The sequence below is a fragment of the Bifidobacterium sp. LH_424 genome, assembly GCF_056356895.1.
This window is the reverse complement of record NZ_JBKEVC010000006.1, coordinates 82,518-103,800: the sequence shown is the minus strand read 5'-3', so window position 1 is coordinate 103,800 and position 21,283 is coordinate 82,518. Positions and strand designations below refer to the sequence as shown.

Here is a 21,283-nt window from a genome sequence, read left to right as displayed (position 1 = left end):
GCCAGCGAGAGGCCAGTCAACGAGAGGGGGCCGACAACGGGACTACTTCGCACAAAATATGACAAAAATTAACACAACATCCATGTCGTGCTTCGAAACCGTGGCACAATAGGAACCATGGTAGCAAACAATGCGGGCAAGCCCGCCACCCCAGAAGATCTGATCAACGTCGATGAGGTCATCGGCAAGTACTATGACCTCGTCCCCGACCCGTCCGTTCCGGAACAGCGTGTCATCTTCGGCACCTCCGGCCACCGCGGATCGTCCCTGAAGACCTCGTTCAACGAGGCCCACATCGTCGCCATCTCCCAGGCCATCGCCGAATACCGCAAGAAGGCCGGCGTCACCGGCCCGCTGTACCTCGGCTCCGACACGCACGCGCTGTCCGGCCCGGCCAAGAAGACCGCGATCGAGGTGCTCGTCGCCAACGGCGTGCACGTGCGCATCGACTCCCGCGACGACTTCGTCCCCACCCCGGTCGTCTCCCAGGCGATCCTGACCCACAACCGCGCCGCCGACGGCACCCAGCGCTTCACCGGTGAAGGCCTGGCCGACGGCATCGTCGTCACCCCGTCCCACAACCCGCCGACCGACGGCGGCTTCAAGTACGATCCCGTCACCGGCGGCCCCGCCCCGGCCGACGTGACCAACGCGATCGCCGCCCGCGCCAACGAGCTGCTCGGCGACTACAAGAACGTCAAGCGCGTGCCCTACGAGGAGGCCGTCAAGTCCGAGTACGTCGAGGGCTTCGACTTCCGCGAGCACTACGTGGCCGACCTCGGCAACGTCATCGACTTCGACGTGATCCGCAACTCCGGCGTGCGTCTCGGCATCGACCCGCTCGGCGGCGCGTCCGTCAACTACTGGCCGCTCATCAACGAGAAGTACGGCCTGAACATCGGTGTGGTCCGCCCGGAGGTCGACCCGACCTGGCGCTTCATGACCATCGACCACGACGGCAAGATCCGCATGGACCCGTCCTCGCCGTACGCGATGAAGGGCCTCGTCGACCAGCTCAACGCCGGCGCGTGGGACAAGTACGATCTCGTCGGCGGCACCGACCCGGACGCCGACCGCCACGGCATCGTCTGCCCGAACTGGGGCGTGATGAACCCGAACCACTACATCGCCGTGTGCGTCGAGTACCTGTTCGGCGGCAACCGTCCGGACTGGCCGAAGGGCGCCGCCGTCGGCAAGACGCTCGTCTCCTCCTCCCTGATCGACCGCGTCGCCGCGTCGATCGACGCGAAGGTCATCGAGGTCCCGGTCGGCTTCAAGTGGTTCGTCGACCCGCTGTTCTCCGGCGAGGTCGCGTTCGGCGGCGAGGAGAGCTCCGGCATGAGCTTCCTGCGCCGCGACGGCCGCGTGTGGACCACCGACAAGGATGGTCTCATCCCCGACCTGCTGGCCGCCGAGATCACCGCGAAGACCGGCAAGAACCCGGCCGAGCTCCACAAGGACCAGGTGGCCCGCTTCGGCGAGTCCTGGTACAAGCGCGTCGACACCCCGACCACGCTCGAGCAGAAGCAGAAGTTCGCCTCCCTGTCCGGCGACGACGTGACCGCCACGCAGCTCGCCGGCGAGGACATCACCGCCAAGCTGACCGAGGCGCCGGGCAATCACGCCAAGATCGGCGGCCTCAAGGTCACCACGAAGGACAACTGGTTCGCCGCCCGTCCTTCCGGCACCGAGAACATCTACAAGGTGTACGCCGAGTCCTTCGAGAGCCCCGAAGCCCTCGACAAGGTGCTCGCGGAGGCCTCCGAGGTCGTCGACAAGGCCCTCGGCGAGTGACGTCCTCATTCTCGGCTCCCTCTGATGAGGGAGCTGACGCGGCGTAGCCGCGACTGAGGGAGAGTATGTGGAGCGGCCGTAGGCCGCGGGAGATGCGGTATCGACCGAAGGTCGATTCGATTTCCCCGCGGCCTACGGCCGCTCTTCTTCTCTCCCCCACCCGGCTTCGCCGGGAGCCCGTCCGCAATCAGGGACGGCCTGCGGCCGACCTCATATCAGCTCGCTGTCGCTCGCCTTCGCCGACGGAGAGCCCACCGGGCTCTCCGCTTCACGGCTCAGCCCGTCAGAGGGGGCCACAGTTGTCCTACAGCCCTAATCGCCGGTCCAATTCGGCGGCGGCGTCGAGGCCGAGACGGCGGCGGATGAGCCAGCCGAGCGCCAGCGGCAGGCCGGAGGCGACGGCCACCGAGCCGGAGCCGACGGCGATGGTGCGCGCGTTGTCGGCGACGAGCAGCACGCCCGCGTCACCGGAGTCACCCGAATCCGCGGAATCCGCCGCATCATCACCGGCGACGCCGCCGTCCGCATCGTCGCCCGCGGCAGCCGTATCATCACCGGCATCACCGGAAACCGCACCCGCCGTTCCCGTGCCGTTCGTGCGCGCACCGGAACCAGTCGCACCGGACGCGGCCTTCCCCGTCACACCACTCACGCCGGAACCGCCGGAACCCGAACCACCCGAACCGCGCGCGCTCCCCGACGCCGCTCCCCCGGCGGCGCTCCCGGCGTCCGGACTCCCCTCCCCCGCGTCCACCTGATACGACGCGTCGTACTGCACGCTCACCGGCAGCGCGGGTTTCGCGAAATCGCGCGCGCTGTCGGACGTGTACCAGTACGCGGACTGGCCGGTTTTGAGCTGGAAGTCGACGAACGACTGCGGGAACGAGCCCCAGTAGGCGGCGTTCGCGTCGCTTTTCGCGGCCTGCGAACCGTGGTCGCCGCTCGCGTTCACCGCGATGCCGAGATAGTCGGGCGTCGCCGTGAACCCGTGGTCGTCGAGCGCCTTCGCGACGTCCACCGCGTTGCCGCCGGTGAAGTCGGCGAGGTGAATCTCCTGCGGTTCGAGCGTGAGCCACTTGCTCGCGTCGTTCATGTCGGCGCCGTAGCCGGAGGCGGTGGCGGTGAGCGCGCCGGTGCCGTCCGCGGCGAGCGTGAGCGTCGGATCGGTGACGGACCAGTAGGTCATGCCGCCGTAGTAGGCGACCGTCCACGAGCCTTTCCAGCTGATGGTCGTCGTGCCATCGGCCTTCACCATGCCGGTGCCGCCGCCGAGCACGACCTGCGTTTCGGTGTTGATCGACCGGCCGTCGGCGCGTTTGCCCATCGTCACGTTGTTGCCGTCACGGGTGAGGCATTTCGACGCCCAGGTCGCCTCGGTCCAGGTGCCGTTCGCGTCGGGTTTCTGGATGCTCACCTTCCCGTCGCTCGCCCGGTAGAGGCTTTCATCCCAGGTCTTCGAGCCGCCCGTATTCGCGGCGACTCCCGCGGAGAGGAAGTTGCAGCCGCCGTAGAACGCGGCCGAGTTGGTCTCGTCGTTCACGCCCCAGCGCAGCGTCACGTCGGCGAGTGTCGTGGCGTTCCCGGAGTCGCCGGAATCATCGCCATCACCGGAATCCCCGTTATCACCGGAACCGTCCGCACCGTCCACATTGTCAGCACCGCCCGCACTATCCGCACTGTCGGCGCCCACGGCGAACGCGGGCGCGACGACGGCTACCGAACCAGCGCACACGGTCAGCGCCACGGCGAATGCGCACAGCATCCTCAGCATCATGCGCCACACTCCCATCACGCGCCCTCCTGTGCCGTCACCGCGCCGGCCGCCACCTGACGGGTGAAGAACCCGCGGATGTCGGCCGCGCGACGTGCGACGGCACCCGACGTACCCGCGACCGCAGGCATCACCGTGGTCTCCCCCGTCGGCATCGCAAGCACCTGCGTCTCATCGCCGACGGCACCGATGCCGCCCGGCATCGTGGCGCGCGACGCCGCCATGCCCACGGCGCCACCCGCATCCACGCCCGTGCCCGCATCGGCCAGCAGGCCCTGCGCGGGACCGGCTTTCGCCTGTTCGCGCGCCAGCCGTTCGGCCTGCTTGCGGCGACGGCGCGCCGACTTGAGCTCCTCACGCGCGCGCACGGCCTCGGCGCGACGCTCACGCCGCGCCATCTCCTTCTCCAACGCGGCCGGCGAGACGCCGAGCAGCAGCGACTTCGCGGCGAGATATCCGCCCATGCCCGCCGCGAGCACGATCACGGCGACGCCGAGGATGACGCCCGCAGCAACGATCAGCGTTCCCGCGACGCCGAGCGTCGACGTGGCGATGGTTCCCATATCCGTTCCCTCCACTGCGGCGTCGGCGGCAATCGCGCCCGTGCCCGCATCCGTCTTCGATGTCGTCTTCTTCGATTGTGATCGCGGCGTGGCGGTCGTCGCGGCGGACTGTCCGCCCGAGGCGAAGGCATCGCCTCCCGCGGCACCCGCATCCGCCGACGAATCGGACGCCCCCGTCGCGCCCGCATCCTGCGCGGGCGAGGCGGACGCGCCGAACGTCAACGGCGTGAACGTCTCGTTGTTCGCGTTCGCGACGCCGTGCGCGCCGATCGTGATGATGCCGCACTGGACGGTCGTGCAGTCCACGTCGGACGGGTCGCCGTTGCGGTCGTAGCTCGTGAACCGCGCGCCCGGCACGGTGATCGTCGCGCTCCACGTGCCGTCGGACGAGATCGTGCCGCCATTCGCCGCGCTCGCCGTCGAACTGCCGGGGAACGCGACGAACACGTCGTAGCCGGCCGGATCGTTCTCGTCGTCCGGCACGTACTTGTAGCTTTCGCCGGTGACGCCGCCCTGCGACGGCTTCCACGTACCGCCGGACGGATCGTTCACCCATCCGAACAGCACGTAGATGCCGCCGAATCCGTTCTTCACGGACTGGAATCCGCTGCCAGACAACGCGACCGCCGTGTTCCCGTCCGAATTGAGCGTGCCGCCGTCCACGCTGACGGCGACGCTCGCGCCGGCGGCGTGCGCGGCAGGCACGCCGCCGAGCGTGACCGCCGTCGCGGCCGCGGCGAGCGCGAGCGCGGCGGACAGCGCGCATGCGGCCAGACGCGTCATCGTCCTCTTCACCATCATCGCGTCTCCTCCCCATGACCGGACATCTGACCGGACACATGATCGAACTGCGGCAGGTTCGCGCGTCCCTCGAGCGGGAACGCGCGGCGGCCGTACACGTGACGACTCACGGCCGGACGCTCCGGCAGGATCACGAGGCTCCCGTCGCCGCGGTGCAGCACCTCGATCGGACACTGGTACACGGCGGACAGTCGCGCGGACGTGAACACCTCATCGGGCGCGCCGAGCGCGGCGATCCGGCCGCGCTCCAGCAGCGCCACGCGATCCGACCATGCGGCCGCCGCGTCGAGCGCATGCACGATGACGACCACCGCGCAACCGGCTTCGGCGTAGTCGCGGCCCAGGCGCATCAGCATCTCCTGATGCTTCACGTCCATCGCGGCGGTCGGCTCGTCGAGCAGCAGGATCGGCGCGGCCTGCGCGAGCACGCGAGAGAACGCGGCGCGCCCGCGCTCGCCGCCGGACAGGGACGTGTAGACGCGTTCCGCGAGCGGCGTGGATTCGGTCATCGCCATCGCCGACGCGACGACCATGTCGTCATCCAGCTCGTCGGGCGTGCCCTCCCACGGCGAACGGCCCATGCGCACGATGTCGTCGACGGTGAACGGGAACGTGACGTCCACGTTCTGCGTGAGCACGGCCCGGCGCATCGCGAGCTCGGTCGCGTCCCACGCGGCGATCGGCTCGCCGAACAGGCTGATCGAGCCGGACGTGACCGGCACGTCGCCGGTGATTGCGCCCAGCATCGTGGATTTGCCGGCACCGTTGGGCCCGGCGATGGCGAGCAGTTCGCCGGCGCGGATGTCGAGGTCGATGCCGTCGAGGATTCGCCGGCCGTCGATCTCGACATCGACGCCGTCCAGTTCCAGCACGGTGTCGCCCGGCTGCGGCGGGACCGGCGGGCGATGCGTGCGGTTCGGGCTCAGGACGTTCATGGCCGTTAGTTTCATGCCCAACCTCCCGACTTGGAGCGGCTGCGGCGCAGCAGCCAGAAGAAGAACGGTCCGCCGACGAGCGAGGTGAGCATGCCGATCGGCAGGTCCGCGAACTGGATCGTGGTGCGCGCGGCGAAATCCGCGATGGTGAGCAGCAGCGCGCCGCCCAGCGCGGAGGCGGGCAGCAGCGCGCGATGCCCAGGACCGATGATGATGCGCAGCAGATGCGGCACGACGAGACCGACGAACGCGATGATGCCGCAGAACGCGACGGCCGACGAGACGAGCAGCGCGACGACGAGCATCGAGCAGAAGCGCAGACGCTCCACGTCGACGCCGAGATGGCGGGCCGGCTTCTCGCCGAGCGCGAGCAGGTCGAGACGATGCGCCATGAACTGCACGGCGATGACGCCGACCACGCACATCGGCGCGACGAGCGCGACCTGGTTCCAACGCGAACCGTTGAACGAACCCATCTGCCAAAACACAATCTGGTCACGGGCGGAGGTGGGCGCGGCGAACGTGCAGAACGAGATCAGCGCGCCGGCCACCGCGTTGACGGCCACGCCGGTGAGAATCAGCGTGACGACCTCGGTGCGGCCGTCACGGCGGGCGAGCAGGTAGACGGACAGGGTGGTGAACAGGCCGCACGCGAAGGCGAGCGCGGGCGTGGTGAGCGCGCCGAGGAAATCCCATCCCATGAGGATCGAGCAGCTCGCACCGACGGCCGCGCCGGAGGAGACGCCCACCGTGCCCGGCTCGGCGAGCGGGTTGCCGAACACGCCCTGCATGAGCGCGCCGGCCACGCCGAGCGCCGCGCCGACGACGATCGCCATGACGATGCGCGGGAAGCGCACGTTCCACAACGCTTCCTCGCCGAACGCGCGAGACGGGCCGTCGAGCCAGTGGAGGCCGACTTTGTTGAGCACGGAGCCGAGCACCTGGTCGAAGGGGATGATGAGCTGGCCGAGCGACGCGGAGACGACGGTCATGACGACGAGGCCCGCGGCGAGCACGATGAAGGTGAGGGCGGTCCTGCCGACGCGCGGGGTGCGGGCGGCGAGGCCGAGGTCGGCCGCGTTGGCGCGGATGCGCGAGTCACGTTCGGTCATGACTTGTTCTCCTCCTGCATCTCGTCGAGTCGTTTCTGGATGACTTCCGGCTCGTCGTCCGGCTGGTAGCTGTGTTCGGGCGCGTAGACGGCGGTGGCGAGCGCGGCCAGCACCTGCGCGGTCTGCGGACCGAAGCTCATGATCTCGTAGTCGCTCATGTCGACGATGCGCCGGTGCTGCCCAGCGGGCGTCTCCGCAATGCCGGGCAGGGCGAGCATGCCGTCGACGCCTCCCGCGGATTCGACGCCGAGGGTCATCGCGAGAATCACGTCCGGTTTCGCCTTGATGAGCGCCTCCGAGTTGGTGGGGGCCATGCCGTTGAAACCGACCTCCTCGGCCACGTCGACCGCGCCGATCGACTGGATGAGCGAATCCGCGCCGGAGCCTTCGCCGAACCAGTAGTAGATCGATTTGCCGCGCACGTAGAGGAACACGATGCGGGGGCGCCGCTTCTCGTCCGTGGGGACGAGGTTCTTGCCGATGTTCTGGATGGTCCGGCCGATCTCGCTGTTCGTGCGCTTGACGAGCTGTCTGCCGAGGCCGGACACGCCGAGCGCGTCGGCGACGGCCTGGATCTGCGCGCCCACGCCGGCGACGCCCTTCTCGCTTTCCAACGGCACGAACACGACCGGAATCCCGGATTGGCGCAACTGCAGCTGCACGTCGTACGGGCCAATCGACGTGTCGGTGATGATGACGGTCGGTTCCAGCGCGAGAATCGCCTCCGCGTTCAGGTCCATGCCGTTGACGGTCACCTTGGGCAGCTTGTCCATGCCGGACGAGCCGGTGGCCGTGTCGCGGCCGACCAGGTTGCAGCCGAAGCCGAGCGCGTACACGGCCGCGGCGAGACCGCCGTTCTGGTTGAGCGCGAGGATGCGCGTCGTGTCGGTCACGGTCTGTTCCGGCCCGTCCGCGCTTTCCACGGTGACGGGAAGATGCTGCTCCTCGAACGGCACGTTCGTGATCGGGATGATCTGGTCCGATCGCGTGTACGCGGTCGTAGGGCCGGTGATTTCGCGCGGATCGGTGAGCTGCGCCTGCGTGACGTCGGGCAGTTGCGGCGGATTCGGCTCGGTGGAGGCGGTCGGCACGTCGCAGCTGTCGAGGCTCGCCTCGGAAATCGTGCCGATGTTCGCGCATCCGCCGAACGCCAGCAGGCACACGGCCACGAAGGCCGCAGTCGCGATCGCATGTCCGCTGGGCATCGGTATTCCTTCCGGGAGTGACGGGGAGATGGGTGGTGGAGATGAGGGTGAGGGGCGGGATGCCCCCTCAGTCGGCTTCGCCGCCAGCTCCCCCACATGCGTGGGGGGAGCAAGGATTTATTGGAGGCGGGTATCTCGCGCGTGCCAAGCTCCCCCACATGCGTGGGGGAGCAAAAACGGAATGCGCCTTCGGCACATGCCATCACTCTGCTCCCCCTGTCAGGGGGAGCTGTCGAGATCGACGGTCTTTTCGGGCCGGCCCTTTGCGCCCCCTTTAGGGGGAGCTGGCCGGCCGGAGGTCGGACTGAGGGGGTACTCGCGCCACCTATCAGGCGTTGCGGCGGCGCAGGATGGTCGCAGTGGCCGCGCAGGCGGCGAGGGCGATCATCACGGCGGTGAGCGCGGCGACGGAGGCACCGGTCGAGCTCAGCGTGGCGGAGCCGGCGGCGTTCGTCGTGCCGTTCGTCGTGGTGTTCGAGGTGCCGGTCGTGGTCGAACCGGTCGTGCCGGACTGCGTGGTACCGGTCGTGCCGGAGCCGGTGCCATCGGTGGAGTCGTTGCCGCCGTTGCCGCCGGTCGTGCCGTTACCGTCGGTGGTGCCGTTACCGCCGTTGCCGCCGGTCGTACCGTCGCCATCGGTGGAACCGGAACCGTTACCATCACCATCACCGGAACCATCACCATCACCGTCATCATCAATCGTGACCGGCGCGGAGGCCGGGGACGCGGCGGACGCGCCGATCGCGTTCTTCGCGACGACGGACGCCGTGTAGGCGACGCCCTTGGCGAGGCCGTCAAACGTGACGGACGTGGCGTCGGCGGCGACGTCCTGGGTCTTGACGTCGCCCGTGCCGCTGGCCGGGGTGAGCGTCACCGTGTAGCCGGTGATCGCGGAACCGTTGTCGGCCGGGGCGGTCCAGGTGACGGTGGCGCTGGTGCCGTTCGCGGCGAGCGTGGGCTGGGCCGGGGCCTCGGGAGCCTTCGGCTGGGCCTTGAGCGTGATCGCGGTGGCGGTGTCGAGGCGACGGTCGGTCAGGGACAGGCCGTGCGTGGCGGTCGTGCCGACCACGTAGGTCTTGCCGTATTCGAGCGAGCCGGCGGGCACGGTGACGGTGGCGGTGAACGCGCCGTCCTTGATGTCGGCGGCCTTGACCCACGCGGCCTTGACGAAGTCGTTCGGCGAGGCTGGGTTCTGGCCGGCGTTCCACTTGCTCGTGTCGGCGACGACGGCGTACGCGCCGTAGAAGGCGGCGCCACCGGTGAAACCGGTGCCCTTGACGGTGAACGTGTTCTCCACGGCCGGGTCGATGCCGTCGGTCGGTTCGACGGTGACGGCCGGCGTGGCGGTCGGATCGGCGTTCGGGGTGACCGCGTCGGAGGCCGGGGACGCGACGGACGCGCCTTCCGCGTTCTTCGCGACGACGGACGCCGTGTAGGAGACGTTCTGGGCGGTGAGCTTGCCGAACGTCGCGGTGGTGGCGCTCGCGTCAACGTCCTGGTTGACCGGGTCGCCGGTGGACGGGGTGAGGGTCACCGTGTAGCCGGTGATCGCGGAACCGCCATCGCTCGCCGGGGCAGTCCAATCGACCTTCACGCGGTACGGGTCGGCCATGGTGCCGGCGACGGTCACGGTCGGCTTGGCCGGCGCGTCCGGCACGGTGGCCTGCGGTTCCGGGGTCTTCGCCGTGTAGGCGACCTGGATCTCGGCGGGTGCCTTGCGCTGGTCGGCGGCACCGCCGGAGGCGTACCAGTACGGGCCGGAGCCGGTCTTGGTCACGAAGTCGAGGAACGGCTTCGGCCAGCTCTTGAACATCGTGCCCTGGCCGTCCACGTCGGTCTCGTTGAAGTCGGGGGTGACGACGGTGCCGTCGTCCTTCACGTCGACGTTCGAAAGCGTGGCGATCTCCACGTCCTGCTCCTCGTCGAGCACGGCAAACTTGCTCGTGTCGTTCATGTCGGTGCCCCAGCCGCCGAGCGTGGCGGTGAGCTTGCCGGAACCGTTCGTCACGGTGAGCTTGAGGTCCTTCGCGTACCACTGGTTGAGGCCGGAGTAGTAGACGACGGTGAACGCGCCGTCCCACGAGATCTCGGCGTCGTCGTTCGCGGCATCAATCGTGCCGACGCCCTTGGTGAGCTTGACGCGGTTACCGCTGCCCTCGCCGGTCGCGGAATAGGCGGCGGGCAGGTCCTTGCCGTCCGGCGTGGTCTTGAGACCGGCCCAGGTGGCGGCCTTGTACGTGCCGTCCGCCTGCTTCTTCTCGATGGACACGTTGCCGTCCGTCTGCTTCCACTCGTTCTCCTCGACGGAGTCGTCGGCCGAGGTCTTGTCGACGATGCCGGCGGACAGGAAGTTGAACGTGCCCGGCGCGTAGGCGCGCCAGTTCGATTCCTTGTTGAGGCTCCACGTGAGCGTGGCGTCGCTGGTGGTCTTCTGCGTGCCCTGTGCGGCGTCGGCGGCGTATGCGGCCGGCGCGACGAGTCCGGAGCCGAGCGCGGCGACGGCCGCGAACGCGGCGATTACGGCACGTGCGGCATTCGCGGCGATTGCGCGGTGGGATGATGCGGTCATCCTGGGTTCCTTTCGTTCCTTCGTTCCCTTGCGGAGGTTCGCTTGCGGAGGTTCGCGGATTCCGCCCCTGATTCCCTGGAGTCGCTGGCAGGCGGCCGCGAAAGCATTTCGCAATCTACGAAGGATTCTTTGGGAAGAACAGTCTTGTGTCCACGGGATTCCGCCGCTATTCGCACGCGCGCGATGGCAGATTCCCGCCCCGAAATCAATAGGTGTGATAAACCTCACATTCGCCGGTTCGCCTCGGACTTCCCGCCGGCGGGGAGTCCCGCGAAGCGGGTGGGACGGTCGTTCCCCGTCACGCCCGCGGGTGCCGTTAGGGTGGAGGCATGACTGACACGATTGTGGTATCGACGGATGGCTCCGCGCTCGGCAATCCGAACGGACCGATGGGCTGGGCGTGGGCCGACCACGCGAAGGACGCGGGCGACGGCGGCGAACCGGGGCATGAGCACGACTCACGCGGCTACGATGCGGGCGGCGCCACGAACGGCACCAACCAGATCGGCGAGCTGTGCGCCGTGTTGGAGGCGCTGCGCACGCATCCGGGACCGCAGAAGCTCATCATCGAATCGGATTCGCAATACGCGATCAACTGCTCGACGAAATGGGTCAAAGGCTGGAAACGCAACGGCTGGAAGAACTCGCAGAAGAAGCCGGTCAAGAACCGCGAACTCATTCAGGCGATCGACGAGGCGATCTCGCAACGCCCCGGTCCCGTCGAATTCAAATGGGTGAAGGGGCACGCGGGCAACGCGGGCAACGAACTCGTCGACGAACTCGCGCGCACGTACGCCGGCGACTGCCGGTCGGGCGCGCGCGACGGCTATCTACCGATCGAGGGGTGGCGCTCGCTACTGAACTCGGAATACTCGCGCGGAACCGACGTGCCGCCGGACGTCCAGCTCGTGCTGGACGGCAAGGCGGACGCGGCGAGCCTGCGCAAGCACGCGGCCGGCGACGCGACGGCGACGGGGCGTGGCGGGGCCGGCACGGCCGCCGCGCCGTCGCGCGCACGTCGCGACGCGACGGCCGGCTCTCGGGCGACGACGCGGGCGGAATCACGGAAGAGTCTCGCGGATCTGCTCGCCGAACCGGAAGGCGTGCCGGACGATCTCGGCGGCGCGGGCGGCGACGCGTCTGACGTAGCGCCGGACGCCCCCCGTACGACGCGCGACGCTACGCCGGACGCGACGGAAACGCGCGGCGCGACAGCGGAACGCACCACCGCGCATGCCACCGCGCAACCCGCACAGTCCGCGCAACCCGCACAGTCCGCGCAACCCGCACAGTCCGCGCAACCCGCACAGTCCGCACAGTCCGCACAGTCCGCGCCGCGACTCGCGCCGAGCGGGCTGAAGGTGTCGGGGGCGGTGCGCTTCTCGCCCGCACCGAAGACGAGCCCGTTCTACGACGGCACGGCGATGCACGTGCACGGGTACATCGCAGTGGACGGATTCGTGGACGGCGACGGCAATCTCACGATTGCGAACGCGGATTTCCTGCGCAACTGAACACTTCGCGAACACGAGCGCACACAGCCGCGCACAATCTTCCACCCGCGTTAGGATGGAAACGACTTTTCACATGGAAGGAAAGGATTCACATCATGGATAAGGCACAGCAGGACGCCCTCAAGAAGGCCGCCGGCATCGAGGCCGCCAAGCTCATCGAGAACGGCATGATCGCGGGCCTGGGCACCGGCTCCACCGTCAAGTTCCTCGTCGACGAGCTCGGCCGCCGCGTGCAGGAGGAAGGCCTCCAGTTCACCGGCGTGACCACCTCCCGCCGCACGCAGGCGCAGGCCGAGAGCTACGGCATCAAGATCGTCGACATCGACGACGTGGACCACATCGACGTGACCATCGACGGCGCGGACGAGGTCGACAAGAACTTCAACGGCATCAAGGGCGGCGGCGCGGCCCTCCTGTGGGAGAAGATCGTGGCCACCAACTCCGACAAGATCGTGTGGATCGTCGACGAATCCAAGGTCGTCGACACGATCGGCAAGTTCCCGCTGCCGGTCGAGGTGATCCCGTTCGGTGCCGGCCACGTGATCAAGAAGTTCGAGGCCAAGGGCTACAAGCCGGTCCTGCGTCTCGACGCCGAAGGCAAGGAGGTCCGCACCGACGAGAACAACTACGTCGTGGACCTGCACCTGGAGAAGATCGAGCACCCGTTCGAGCTGGCCGAGGACCTCATCAACACGGTGGGCGTCGTCGAGCACGGCCTGTTCCTCAACATGGTCGACAAGGTGATCGTCGGCGATCCGAACGGCCCGCGCGTCCTCACCAACGGCAACAAGTGAGATAGTTCGACCGACGTCGGACCGAGTCGGCCTCACTTTTCTCGGCTCCCCTTGACAGGGGAGCTGTCGGCGAAGCCGACTGAGGGGTAGACCACAGTTCGCCCTGGCCCGTCACGCTCCCCTCCCGATTCGTCACGGTTCACTCCGGAGCTGTCCACGTTTTCCCGTGGAAAATCCCGGAGTGAACCGTGATATCACCGGAACGACCATTACGTCCTCCCCTCCGACCCCGCAAAACAAACGAAGACCCCCGCGAACCTTCCGGTCCGCGGGGGTCTTCTCATGCCTTGATGCAGGTAAGACTACTTGCGCTGGTGGCGGGTCTTACGCAGCAGTTTGCGGTGCTTCTTCTTGCTCATCCGCTTGCGGCGCTTCTTGATGACGGAACCCATCTGAAGCCTCCAATCCGATTAATCGTAAAAGTTGCAACTCGCACGAGTATACACGTTCTCGCGGACTACGCCACCCGTGCGTCGCAGCGTCGCAACATCACAGCGGGAACTTCTCGTAGAACCGCTGGATCGAAGCCTTCGTGCCGGTGGCCTGGAACACGACCGTGTCGTTGCGCCACAGGGCGGTGGCCTTCTTCGCATCGTCCTTGTCGGTCTTCACCACGTAGTCGCCGGTGGTGTCGCCCTGCACCTTCACCGAGCCCGAGGCGATCGACTTGCCGTCCAGCGCCTTGGCGAGCGCGTCGTACTGGGTCTTCGCCGGGTCGGACGTGCTCCATTGGGCGACGATGAGCGTCACGTCGGCGGCCTTCTTGCCGGTCGAATAGGTGAGCGTGTACTCTTCGAGCGGCGTGGCGGAGTTCCACGTGGTCGAGGCGTCCGCCTTGGTGCGCGCGAAGTTGAGCACGCTGTCCGGCATGGCCTTGAGCAGTTCGGTCGCATTGTCCGGCAGGGCCGTGGCCTTGATGCTCGGCGTGGTCGGTTCCGCGGTCTGCTGCGTGCCGTTCTGTTCGCCGGCGGCGTTCTTGTTGAGAGCCCAGCCGGGCCAGACGAAGGCGGACAGCAGTGCGAGGATGACGACGAGCGCCGCGGCGATGATGACGGCGATCAGTTTGCCGTGGCCGTGTTGCGAGGAACTACGAGTATTCGACATGATTCCGATTGTGGCACAGCCTTGTGACGCTGCGGAAGGCGCGGAACGCCGGGGATGGGAGACGGGATGCCGGCGCGACACACCGGGAGCGGAAGGAAAACGGTACGTATGCACCGATTCGCGGATCGCGTGCGTATCGTCGAGGCATGGCGAAGACGAATGTGCAGTACCTGTGCTCGGAATGTGGCTGGACGGGCACGAAATGGTATGGGAAATGCCCCGAATGTGGCCAGTGGGGCACGGTGGACGAGTTCCACGAGGCCCGGCCGGCGGCCGCGCGGCGCAGCGGCGGCTCGGGTGCGGCCGGCGGTGCCGGCGTGGGTCGCGGCGCGGCGGGCGGCGGGCGCGTCGGGCATACGCAGGCCTCGGTGGTGGCGGAATCGGCGGCGGTGCCGATCACCGAGGTCGGCACGGACGACGTCACGCGCATCCCGACGGGATTCTCCGAGTTCGACCGGGTGCTGGGCGGCGGCATCGTGCCGGGGTCGGTGGTGCTGATCGCCGGCGAGCCGGGCATCGGCAAGTCGACGCTGCTGTTGGAGACGGCGGGTAACATCGCGCGCGCCCATGCGGCGGCGGGCGGCAAGGTGCTGTACATGTCGGGCGAGGAGTCGCAGGGGCAGGTGCGTCTACGCGCGACGCGTATCGACGCGGTGGAGCCGAACCTGCTGCTCGCCGCCACCACCGATCTGGGCACGGTACTGGGTCTGATCGAGCGTGAGCGGCCGACGTTGGCGATCGTCGATTCGGCGCAGACGATCGTCTCGCAGGACGTGGATGGCATTTCGGGCGGTTCCACGCAGGTGCGCGAGGTGGCGAGCGCGCTGATCGACGTGGCGAAGACGCTGGACGTGCCGGTGCTGCTGGTCGGCCATGTCACGAAGGACGGTTCGATCGCTGGTCCGCGCACGTTGGAGCATCTGGTGGATGTGGTGTGCCAGTTCGAGGGCGACAGCGAGACGGCGCTGCGCATGCTGCGCGCGGTGAAGAACCGTTTCGGCCCGACGGACGAGGTGGGCTGCTTCGACATGAGCGGCGAAGGCATCGAGGAGGTGACCGATCCGGCCGGGTTGTTCCTGTCGGGCGGCGGCGATTCGGGCGACGGTACTGACGGAGATGGCGGCGCAGGCGATGACGCCCCTTCCCCAGTGGAGGGCACGTGCGTGACGTTCACGTTGGATGGCCACCGGTCGTTGCCGATCGAGATCCAGTCGCTGGTCACGAATTCGGTGCTGCCGACGCCGCGCCGCGCGGTGAACGGCGTGGATTCGAACCGCATCGCGATGCTCGTGGCCGTGCTGTACCGGCATGGTCACGTGAACCTGCTGCAGAACGACCTGTATATCTCGACGATCGCGGGCGGACTCGCGAAGGAACCGGCGTGCGATTTGGCGATCGTGGCCGCGTTGGCGAGCGCGGCGAAGCATGCGCCAATCCCCCGCACCACGTGTGCGATCGGCGAGATCTCCCTAACCGGTCAGGTGCGTCCGGCGCCGCGATTGGAATACCGCCTGCGCGAGGCGGCTCGTCTGGGCTTCACGACGGCCGTGGTGCCGCGCATGCGCAAACGCGTCGAGATCCCCGGCCTCACCATAGTCCAGGTCGCCACCCTCAAATCCGCCTTGGGGGTCCTGCTATGACCGTCATCAATGCCGAAACCCTCGTCGAGGAGTATGGAGAATGGCTGGCACGTGAATCCTCCTTCCGCATGCTCGGCGATTGGCAGGAAATCACGCTGCCGTTCCTCGACCGTTCTAACGACGACCTGTGTTTCTACGCCAAGACCGATGGCCCTTCCATCAGTTTCACCGATGACGGCTATACGCTCGAGGCGTTCCATCAGAACGGCATCACACTCACCGAAACACGACGAGGGCGTGTGGAACGCATCGCCCGCAAATACGGTGCCCGCATCGAATCGAACGGCAGCGTCACTCTGTCCTCAGACGAGGGGCGCGCCGACGCGTTGAACCGGTATGTTCAGGCCTTGAACGGCATCGGTGCCGTCATGGAGGCGTCCCAGCGTCGTGTCTCCGAGTATTTCGCCGAGGATGTCGCCACTGAACTCACCGATTGCGGGGTGTACTACACGGAGAACGTGCAGGTGCGTGGCATATCCGGTTACGATGTGAATTTCGATTTTCTGTTCCAGCGTAGTGCCAATCACCCCACACGGTTCTGTCAGGCTCCCAACCGATTGGATAAGACCACCATGCAGAGCATCATGTTCGGTTGGAACGACACCGTAGGAGACCCGCAACGGCAGGATTCCAAACTCATCGTCATCGGTGACGACCGGAACGGCGATTTACGGGATGGGGCCGTACAGGCGTTCCGTAACTACGGGGTGAGTGTCATCGCCTATTCGGAGCTACGGAAACGAGCCCCCATCGAGCTGGCGGCATAGGCGTATGCCCTATGCCGCCTGCGCGAACCTGCGAGCGTGTCAGGCGGTGAGGCGCTTGGTCTCTTCGACGTTGCGGGCGAGTTCGGCCTTCAGGGCGTCGACGCCGTCGAACTTGACCTGCGGGCGCAGGAAGCCGGCGAATTCGACGCGCACCTTGTGGCCGTAGAGTTCCAGCCAGTCGTCGGTGATCGCGTACGCTTCGACCACACGCTCGTTGAGGCCGGTCTTCTCGCTGAACGTGGGCTTCGTGCCGATGGAGATGGCGGCGGGCCAGCGCTTGTCGCCATCCACGAGCCAGCCGGCGTACACGCCGTCGACCGGCAGGTAGCCGATCACGTCGTCGCCGAGGTTCGCGGTCGGGAAGCCGATGGTGCGGCCGCGCTCCTCGCCGTGCACGACCTCGCCGACCACGCTGTGCAGGCGGCCGAGGATCGCGTTCGCATCCTTGATGCGGCCGTGGCCGAGCAGGTAGCGCACGTTCGTGGAGCTCCACGCGCGCGCCAGCTTCGCCTGATGCTTCTTGCTCCACGCGCGGCGTTCCGCCTTGGTCGCGTTCGCGAACGGGTCGGCCGGCTCGCCCCATTCGGCGGGCATTTCCGGCTTCCAGTCGCGCGGGATGCGCACGTCGCCGGGGCCGCGGTCGTCGACCACATCGAGTTCGAACACGCCGGCGCCGGCGGCCAGGTTCGAGATGGCCTTCACGTCGCCCTTGCGGCCCGCGCCCATCGCCGCGTCGGAGCCGAGCACGAGCGTACGCATACCGATTTTGCCGACCAGTCGGCCGAGGAAGAAGATGTACGATTTCGCGGCGAACGCGAGCGTGTAGCGCACGACAAGCACGTGTTCGACGCCCGCCTGCTCCAGATAGGCGAGACGGTCGTCCACGCCGCTCAGCGCGTTCGCGTCGATGACGTCCGCACCCGGCTCCTCGCCGTCGTGCGCGGCGGCCCAGCCGTGCACGAACGCGGGACGCGGGTCGAACAGGATGACGATGGAGAACGCGTCATGCTTGCGCGCGAGTTCGACCACGCGGTCGACCACGGCCTGATGCCCCCGGTGCATGCCGTCGAACGCGCCGACCGTGACGACCGATCGCTTGTCGTTGTCGAAGGACGGCCACTCGACGTCGCCGGTCTCGTCAGGGGTCAGATAGGTGATGTCCATTGCGCTCCTCATACTCGTCGCCGCGGTGATGACCGCCGTGATGCCCACGGCGCCGCCCGCGGCGCTATCCGCGACCGATCGCGGCCCGATTTCGCCGCGACCACTCTAGCAAACGCCGACGAAGTGGCCTCACGGCAGGCTCCGCGGCGCCACATGGCGCAGTCGTTCATCCTCCAAACGACTTCGCCCAACCCGCCCTAGATTTGTCCCCCCCCCCGCACGTTTCGATATCATCGGAAACGAAACGAAGCTGCGCGCTTTCGTGTTCGAAGTCAATGACGACGCCGGTGCGGGTCATCATCGGGAGACAATCGCTAAGGGGAATCGATGGACTGGATCGTAAAATCGTCGGCATTGATCATGACGATGCTGTTGCTCTGCACGGGGTGCGGGCAGAGCGGCGCAGCCGGCGACGGGCTGACTGCAGAAGACATTTACGGTCAGAACGGCGGATCGTCGTCACAGTCGCAGTCCGGAGGCAAATCCAGCAGCGAATCCGACGGCGCGAACGACGATGCCAACGACACCGGTACCGGCCAGACCGCCGACCTCAAAACCGGATCGCCGTTCGACCAGTACTTCCTGCAGGGCGACAAGAAGGACACGGTGAATCAGGCCCTTGTGATGATGAACACCGCATGCATGGCGGAACGCGGCTATCGTTACGAAGACACGGGTGGCATGGAGGCCGCGACCGACGATCCCGAGGCGATGTACGCGCCGCAGTGGGGCCCGCTGACCGCCGCATGGGCGCGCAAGTACGGCTACGCCCCGCAATACGACAAGCTCTACAAGTCCACCAAGAACACACAGAAGAACACACAGAAGAACACACAGAAGAACACGAACACGCAACAGTCCCCGAACGGCACCTCCCTCAAAGGCCCTTCCTCCTCCGGCTATGTCAAGGCGCTGGCGAATCCGGACGGCACCGGCTGCGACAATCAGAACACCACCGCCCTGGGATACAACGACGAATGGTTCGCCCAAATCGGCACCTACGACACGGCCCGGCGCAACGCCGATGAGAACGCCCTGCAGGATTCCCGCGTGACCAAGGCGATCGGCGACTGGAAGACGTGCATGGACGGCAAAGGCTACGAATACAACGACCCGCGCGACATCGTCAAGCACTACACGAACGGCGCATCCGGAAACGGTTCGGCAGGCGGCGGCACGCACACCGTCACCGACGAGGAACGGAACATCGCCGTCGCCGATGCCGGCTGCAAGGCATCCAGCGGTCTGATGCGCACTGTGACCGACGTGACCTATGAGTACGAGTCGCAGGCCGTGCGTGACAACCAGGCGACGATGGACACCATCAAGCGCCTGTCGGATGCCATGTTCCTCAAGGCACAGGAGGAACTCGCCAAAGGTGACGGACAGTGAGCGTCACTCCCAAGAGCGGCAAACGCCGCATCGTCGAGCGTCTGCGCCGCCACTGGCTGGTATTGGTCGCCGCGATCTCCGTGGTCGCGGCGATCGTCGGCTTCGTGGCGGGCATGGCCATCAAATCGCCGCAGGATATCGCCGCGCATTCCGCCGCACCCACGCCATCGATCATTTCCGCGAAGGTGGAGCGGAAAGTGGTCAGCGACGTCATCGCCGTCCAAGGCACCGTCGAAGCCGAAAACACGGTTTCCGTCACCGGTTCCGGGCAGGGAGCGGCGACGAACGGAACCGGCGCCGTCGCATCGGGCACCGGCGCAGGCGCGCCCGACACCAATACGAACTCATCCGGCGATACCTCCTCCACCCAGCAGACCCCAAGCGCACCCGCCGCCACCGGTTCCCCGATCGTCACCGCACTGCCGCTCGCCAAAGGCGCGGCGGTCAACGACGGCACGATCGTGGCGGAGGTCTCCGGCCGACCGGTGTTCGCGTTCCGTGGTGCGCTGCCGGCCTGGCGCGATATGAAACCCGGTATGAAAGGCCCCGACGTCATACAGTTGCAGACCGGACTGACCGCGCTGGGACTGTTGGACGGCAGCGGCATCACTGGCTATTACGGTCCACTCACCAAGGCGGCGGTCGCACGGCTGTACGCCGATAACGGCTATGACGCGACGCAGGCCGACGGCGGCACCGGCGCCGACGACGAGTCGCTTCGGCAGGCGCGCGCCGCCGTGCGCGCAGCCGAAGCGGCGGCGTCCGGCGGCGACGCCACGTCACAGCAGGATCTCGCCGATGCCGAGGCCTCGCTGGAGGCGGTAGAGGCGCGTTCCGGCACGACGATGCCGCGCGCCGAAATCGTGTTCGTCCCGAACATGCCGGCGACGGTCGCCGACGTCACGTCACAAGTCGGCGGCGACGCGTCCGGCACGGTGCTGACGCTCGCCTCGTCCGCGCTGGTGGTGCACGCCACGTTGGATTCCGCGCAGACGGACGGACTCGTGCCGGGTACGAGCGCCATCGTGGAGACCGGGACGGGCGATGGATTGCCGTGCAAGGTCGGCGGCATCGTCCACACGGACGCGACGATCGTCACCGTGAACTGCGACCAGCCGCTTGACGCCGCGCTGTCGGGACGACAGGTGACGGTGCGTCTGACACGCGCCACCACGGGTGACGCCGTGCTCGCCGTGCCGATCGGCGCGCTCACCACCGCGACGGATGGCGGCGACGCGGTCATCAAGGTCACGGGCGGCGGGAGCGGCGAGGAGGATAAGCTCGCGCGCGTGCCGGTGAAGGTCGGTGTGCAGGCGAACGGGTACGTGCAGGTCACGCCGACGCATGCGAAGGACCTGCGCGCAGGCGACCGCGTGGCGGTAGGCGGACGATGACGGGAGCAGTGACGCCGATGGATGATACGAGAGTCCTGCCGGAACCGGTCATCGAACTCGAACACGTCGACCGGGAGTATGGCGGCGCGGTGCCCGTCCACGCGCTACGCGACGTGACCCTGACAATCCACGAGGGCGAGTTCGCGGCGATTGTCGGCGAATCGGGATCCGGCAAATCGACGCTGTTGAACATCATCGGCCTGTTGGACGCGCCCACGCGGGGCGTCTACCGGTTCGAGGGGCGTGACGTGAGTGCGATGGACGCCGCGGAATCGGCGTATCTGCGCGCCTCACGCATCGGATTCATCTTCCAGGCGTTCCATCTCATCGCCGCTCGCAGCGTGCTGGACAATGTCGCGATGGCGGGACTGTACGGCGGCGTGCCGCGCGACGTGCGACGCAGTCGCGCGTTGGAATCGTTGGAACGTGTGGGATTGGGGAGCAAGGCGCAGTCGTTGCCCCGCGATCTGTCCGGCGGCGAGCAGCAGCGCGTCGCGATCGCGCGCGCGATCTGCGGCAGACCGCGGCTGATTCTATGCGACGAGCCGACCGGCAATCTCGATTCCAAACGCGCCGAGTCGATCATGCGTCTGTTCGCGCAGCTGCATGACGACGGCATGACGGTGGTGATGGTGACGCACAACGAGCGGCAGACGCGGTTCGCCGACCGTGTGTTCCGTACGGAGGACGGCGTGGTTCGGGAAGAGCGGTGCGCATCATGAGGCCATGGTTCAAGTCGAGTTCCGCGTCGCGGGCGAAATCAC

17 protein-coding genes are annotated in these 21,283 nt (G+C 67.4%); 8 read left to right on the top strand and 9 right to left on the bottom strand.

What is annotated here, in order from left to right; genetic code table 11:
• Positions 1-117: 117 nt before the first annotated feature.
• On the top strand, positions 118-1,794 hold the full coding sequence (gene pgm / locus AC1AYP_RS06680; protein ID WP_476502879.1) for a phosphoglucomutase (alpha-D-glucose-1,6-bisphosphate-dependent): 1,677 nt from the start codon (positions 118-120) through the stop codon (positions 1,792-1,794).
• A 304-nt stretch (positions 1,795-2,098) separates the two neighbouring features.
• Here the strand turns inward: pgm and AC1AYP_RS06675 are convergent, their stop codons facing one another.
• The 6 genes from AC1AYP_RS06675 to AC1AYP_RS06650 form a co-directional block, all read right to left on the bottom strand.
• Positions 2,099-3,583 carry a hypothetical protein gene (locus AC1AYP_RS06675; protein WP_476544641.1) on the bottom strand — a complete coding sequence of 495 codons (1,485 nt, stop codon included), beginning with the start codon at positions 3,581-3,583 and terminating at the stop codon, positions 2,099-2,101.
• On the bottom strand, positions 3,583-4,929 hold the full coding sequence (locus AC1AYP_RS06670) for a hypothetical protein (RefSeq protein WP_476502881.1): 1,347 nt from the start codon (positions 4,927-4,929) through the stop codon (positions 3,583-3,585). The genes AC1AYP_RS06675 and AC1AYP_RS06670 overlap by 1 nt, the downstream gene beginning before the upstream one ends.
• Positions 4,926-5,864: a heme ABC transporter ATP-binding protein gene (locus AC1AYP_RS06665; protein ID WP_476502882.1), complete on the bottom strand. Its 939-nt coding sequence runs from the start codon at positions 5,862-5,864 to the stop codon at positions 4,926-4,928. Before AC1AYP_RS06665 ends, AC1AYP_RS06670 begins: the two co-directional genes overlap by 4 nt.
• Before the next feature lie 11 nt (positions 5,865-5,875).
• Positions 5,876-6,976 (bottom strand): FecCD family ABC transporter permease, encoded by a 1,101-nt coding sequence (locus AC1AYP_RS06660; RefSeq protein ID WP_476502883.1) that lies wholly within the window; start codon positions 6,974-6,976, stop codon positions 5,876-5,878.
• The gene (locus AC1AYP_RS06655; RefSeq protein WP_476502884.1) at positions 6,973-8,181 is read right to left on the bottom strand and encodes a heme/hemin ABC transporter substrate-binding protein; all 1,209 of its coding nucleotides are present in this window, start codon (positions 8,179-8,181) and stop codon (positions 6,973-6,975) included. The genes AC1AYP_RS06660 and AC1AYP_RS06655 overlap by 4 nt, the downstream gene beginning before the upstream one ends.
• Positions 8,182-8,509: 328 nt before the next feature.
• On the bottom strand, positions 8,510-10,750 hold the full coding sequence (locus AC1AYP_RS06650; RefSeq protein WP_476547199.1) for a fibronectin type III domain-containing protein: 2,241 nt from the start codon (positions 10,748-10,750) through the stop codon (positions 8,510-8,512).
• Between the two features lie 389 nt (positions 10,751-11,139).
• On the opposite strand from AC1AYP_RS06650, the gene AC1AYP_RS06645 reads away from it, so the two are divergent.
• Positions 11,140-12,264 carry a ribonuclease H family protein gene (locus AC1AYP_RS06645; protein ID WP_476502941.1) on the top strand — a complete coding sequence of 375 codons (1,125 nt, stop codon included), beginning with the start codon at positions 11,140-11,142 and terminating at the stop codon, positions 12,262-12,264.
• Between the two features lie 95 nt (positions 12,265-12,359).
• Complete coding sequence (gene rpiA, locus AC1AYP_RS06640) at positions 12,360-13,058, top strand: ribose-5-phosphate isomerase RpiA (protein ID WP_034527071.1); 699 nt, start codon at positions 12,360-12,362, stop codon at positions 13,056-13,058.
• Positions 13,059-13,360: 302 nt separating this feature from the next.
• Here rpiA and AC1AYP_RS06635 read toward each other — a convergent pair whose 3' ends face one another.
• Together AC1AYP_RS06635 and AC1AYP_RS06630 are read right to left on the bottom strand one after the other, a co-directional pair.
• Positions 13,361-13,450 carry a 30S ribosomal protein bS22 gene (locus AC1AYP_RS06635; RefSeq protein WP_004268639.1) on the bottom strand — a complete coding sequence of 30 codons (90 nt, stop codon included), beginning with the start codon at positions 13,448-13,450 and terminating at the stop codon, positions 13,361-13,363.
• A 97-nt stretch (positions 13,451-13,547) separates the two neighbouring features.
• The gene (locus tag AC1AYP_RS06630) at positions 13,548-14,162 is read right to left on the bottom strand and encodes a hypothetical protein (protein WP_476502886.1); all 615 of its coding nucleotides are present in this window, start codon (positions 14,160-14,162) and stop codon (positions 13,548-13,550) included.
• A 146-nt stretch (positions 14,163-14,308) separates the two neighbouring features.
• Between AC1AYP_RS06630 and radA the strand changes: the two genes are divergently transcribed.
• Both radA and AC1AYP_RS06620 read left to right on the top strand, forming a co-directional pair.
• Positions 14,309-15,802 (top strand): DNA repair protein RadA, encoded by a 1,494-nt coding sequence (radA, locus tag AC1AYP_RS06625; RefSeq protein ID WP_476502887.1) that lies wholly within the window; start codon positions 14,309-14,311, stop codon positions 15,800-15,802.
• Positions 15,799-16,569 (top strand): DUF1829 domain-containing protein, encoded by a 771-nt coding sequence (locus AC1AYP_RS06620; RefSeq protein WP_476502888.1) that lies wholly within the window; start codon positions 15,799-15,801, stop codon positions 16,567-16,569. The genes radA and AC1AYP_RS06620 overlap by 4 nt, the downstream gene beginning before the upstream one ends.
• 39 nt (positions 16,570-16,608) lie before the next feature.
• Here AC1AYP_RS06620 and ribF read toward each other — a convergent pair whose 3' ends face one another.
• Entirely contained in the window at positions 16,609-17,733 is a 1,125-nt protein-coding gene (gene ribF / locus AC1AYP_RS06615; RefSeq protein WP_476502889.1) for a bifunctional riboflavin kinase/FMN adenylyltransferase, read from the bottom strand.
• A gap of 327 nt (positions 17,734-18,060) precedes the next feature.
• Between ribF and AC1AYP_RS06610 the strand changes: the two genes are divergently transcribed.
• From AC1AYP_RS06610 to AC1AYP_RS06600, 3 genes are read left to right on the top strand one after another with little or no spacing between them, the layout of a single operon-like run.
• The gene (locus tag AC1AYP_RS06610; protein ID WP_476502890.1) at positions 18,061-19,125 is read left to right on the top strand and encodes a hypothetical protein; all 1,065 of its coding nucleotides are present in this window, start codon (positions 18,061-18,063) and stop codon (positions 19,123-19,125) included.
• Positions 19,122-20,519, top strand: coding sequence for a peptidoglycan-binding protein (locus AC1AYP_RS06605; RefSeq protein WP_476502891.1), 1,398 nt, complete (start codon positions 19,122-19,124; stop codon positions 20,517-20,519). The genes AC1AYP_RS06610 and AC1AYP_RS06605 overlap by 4 nt, the downstream gene beginning before the upstream one ends.
• Complete coding sequence (locus AC1AYP_RS06600; protein ID WP_476502892.1) at positions 20,516-21,241, top strand: ABC transporter ATP-binding protein; 726 nt, start codon at positions 20,516-20,518, stop codon at positions 21,239-21,241. The genes AC1AYP_RS06605 and AC1AYP_RS06600 overlap by 4 nt, the downstream gene beginning before the upstream one ends.
• The last annotated feature ends 42 nt before the right edge of the window (positions 21,242-21,283 follow it).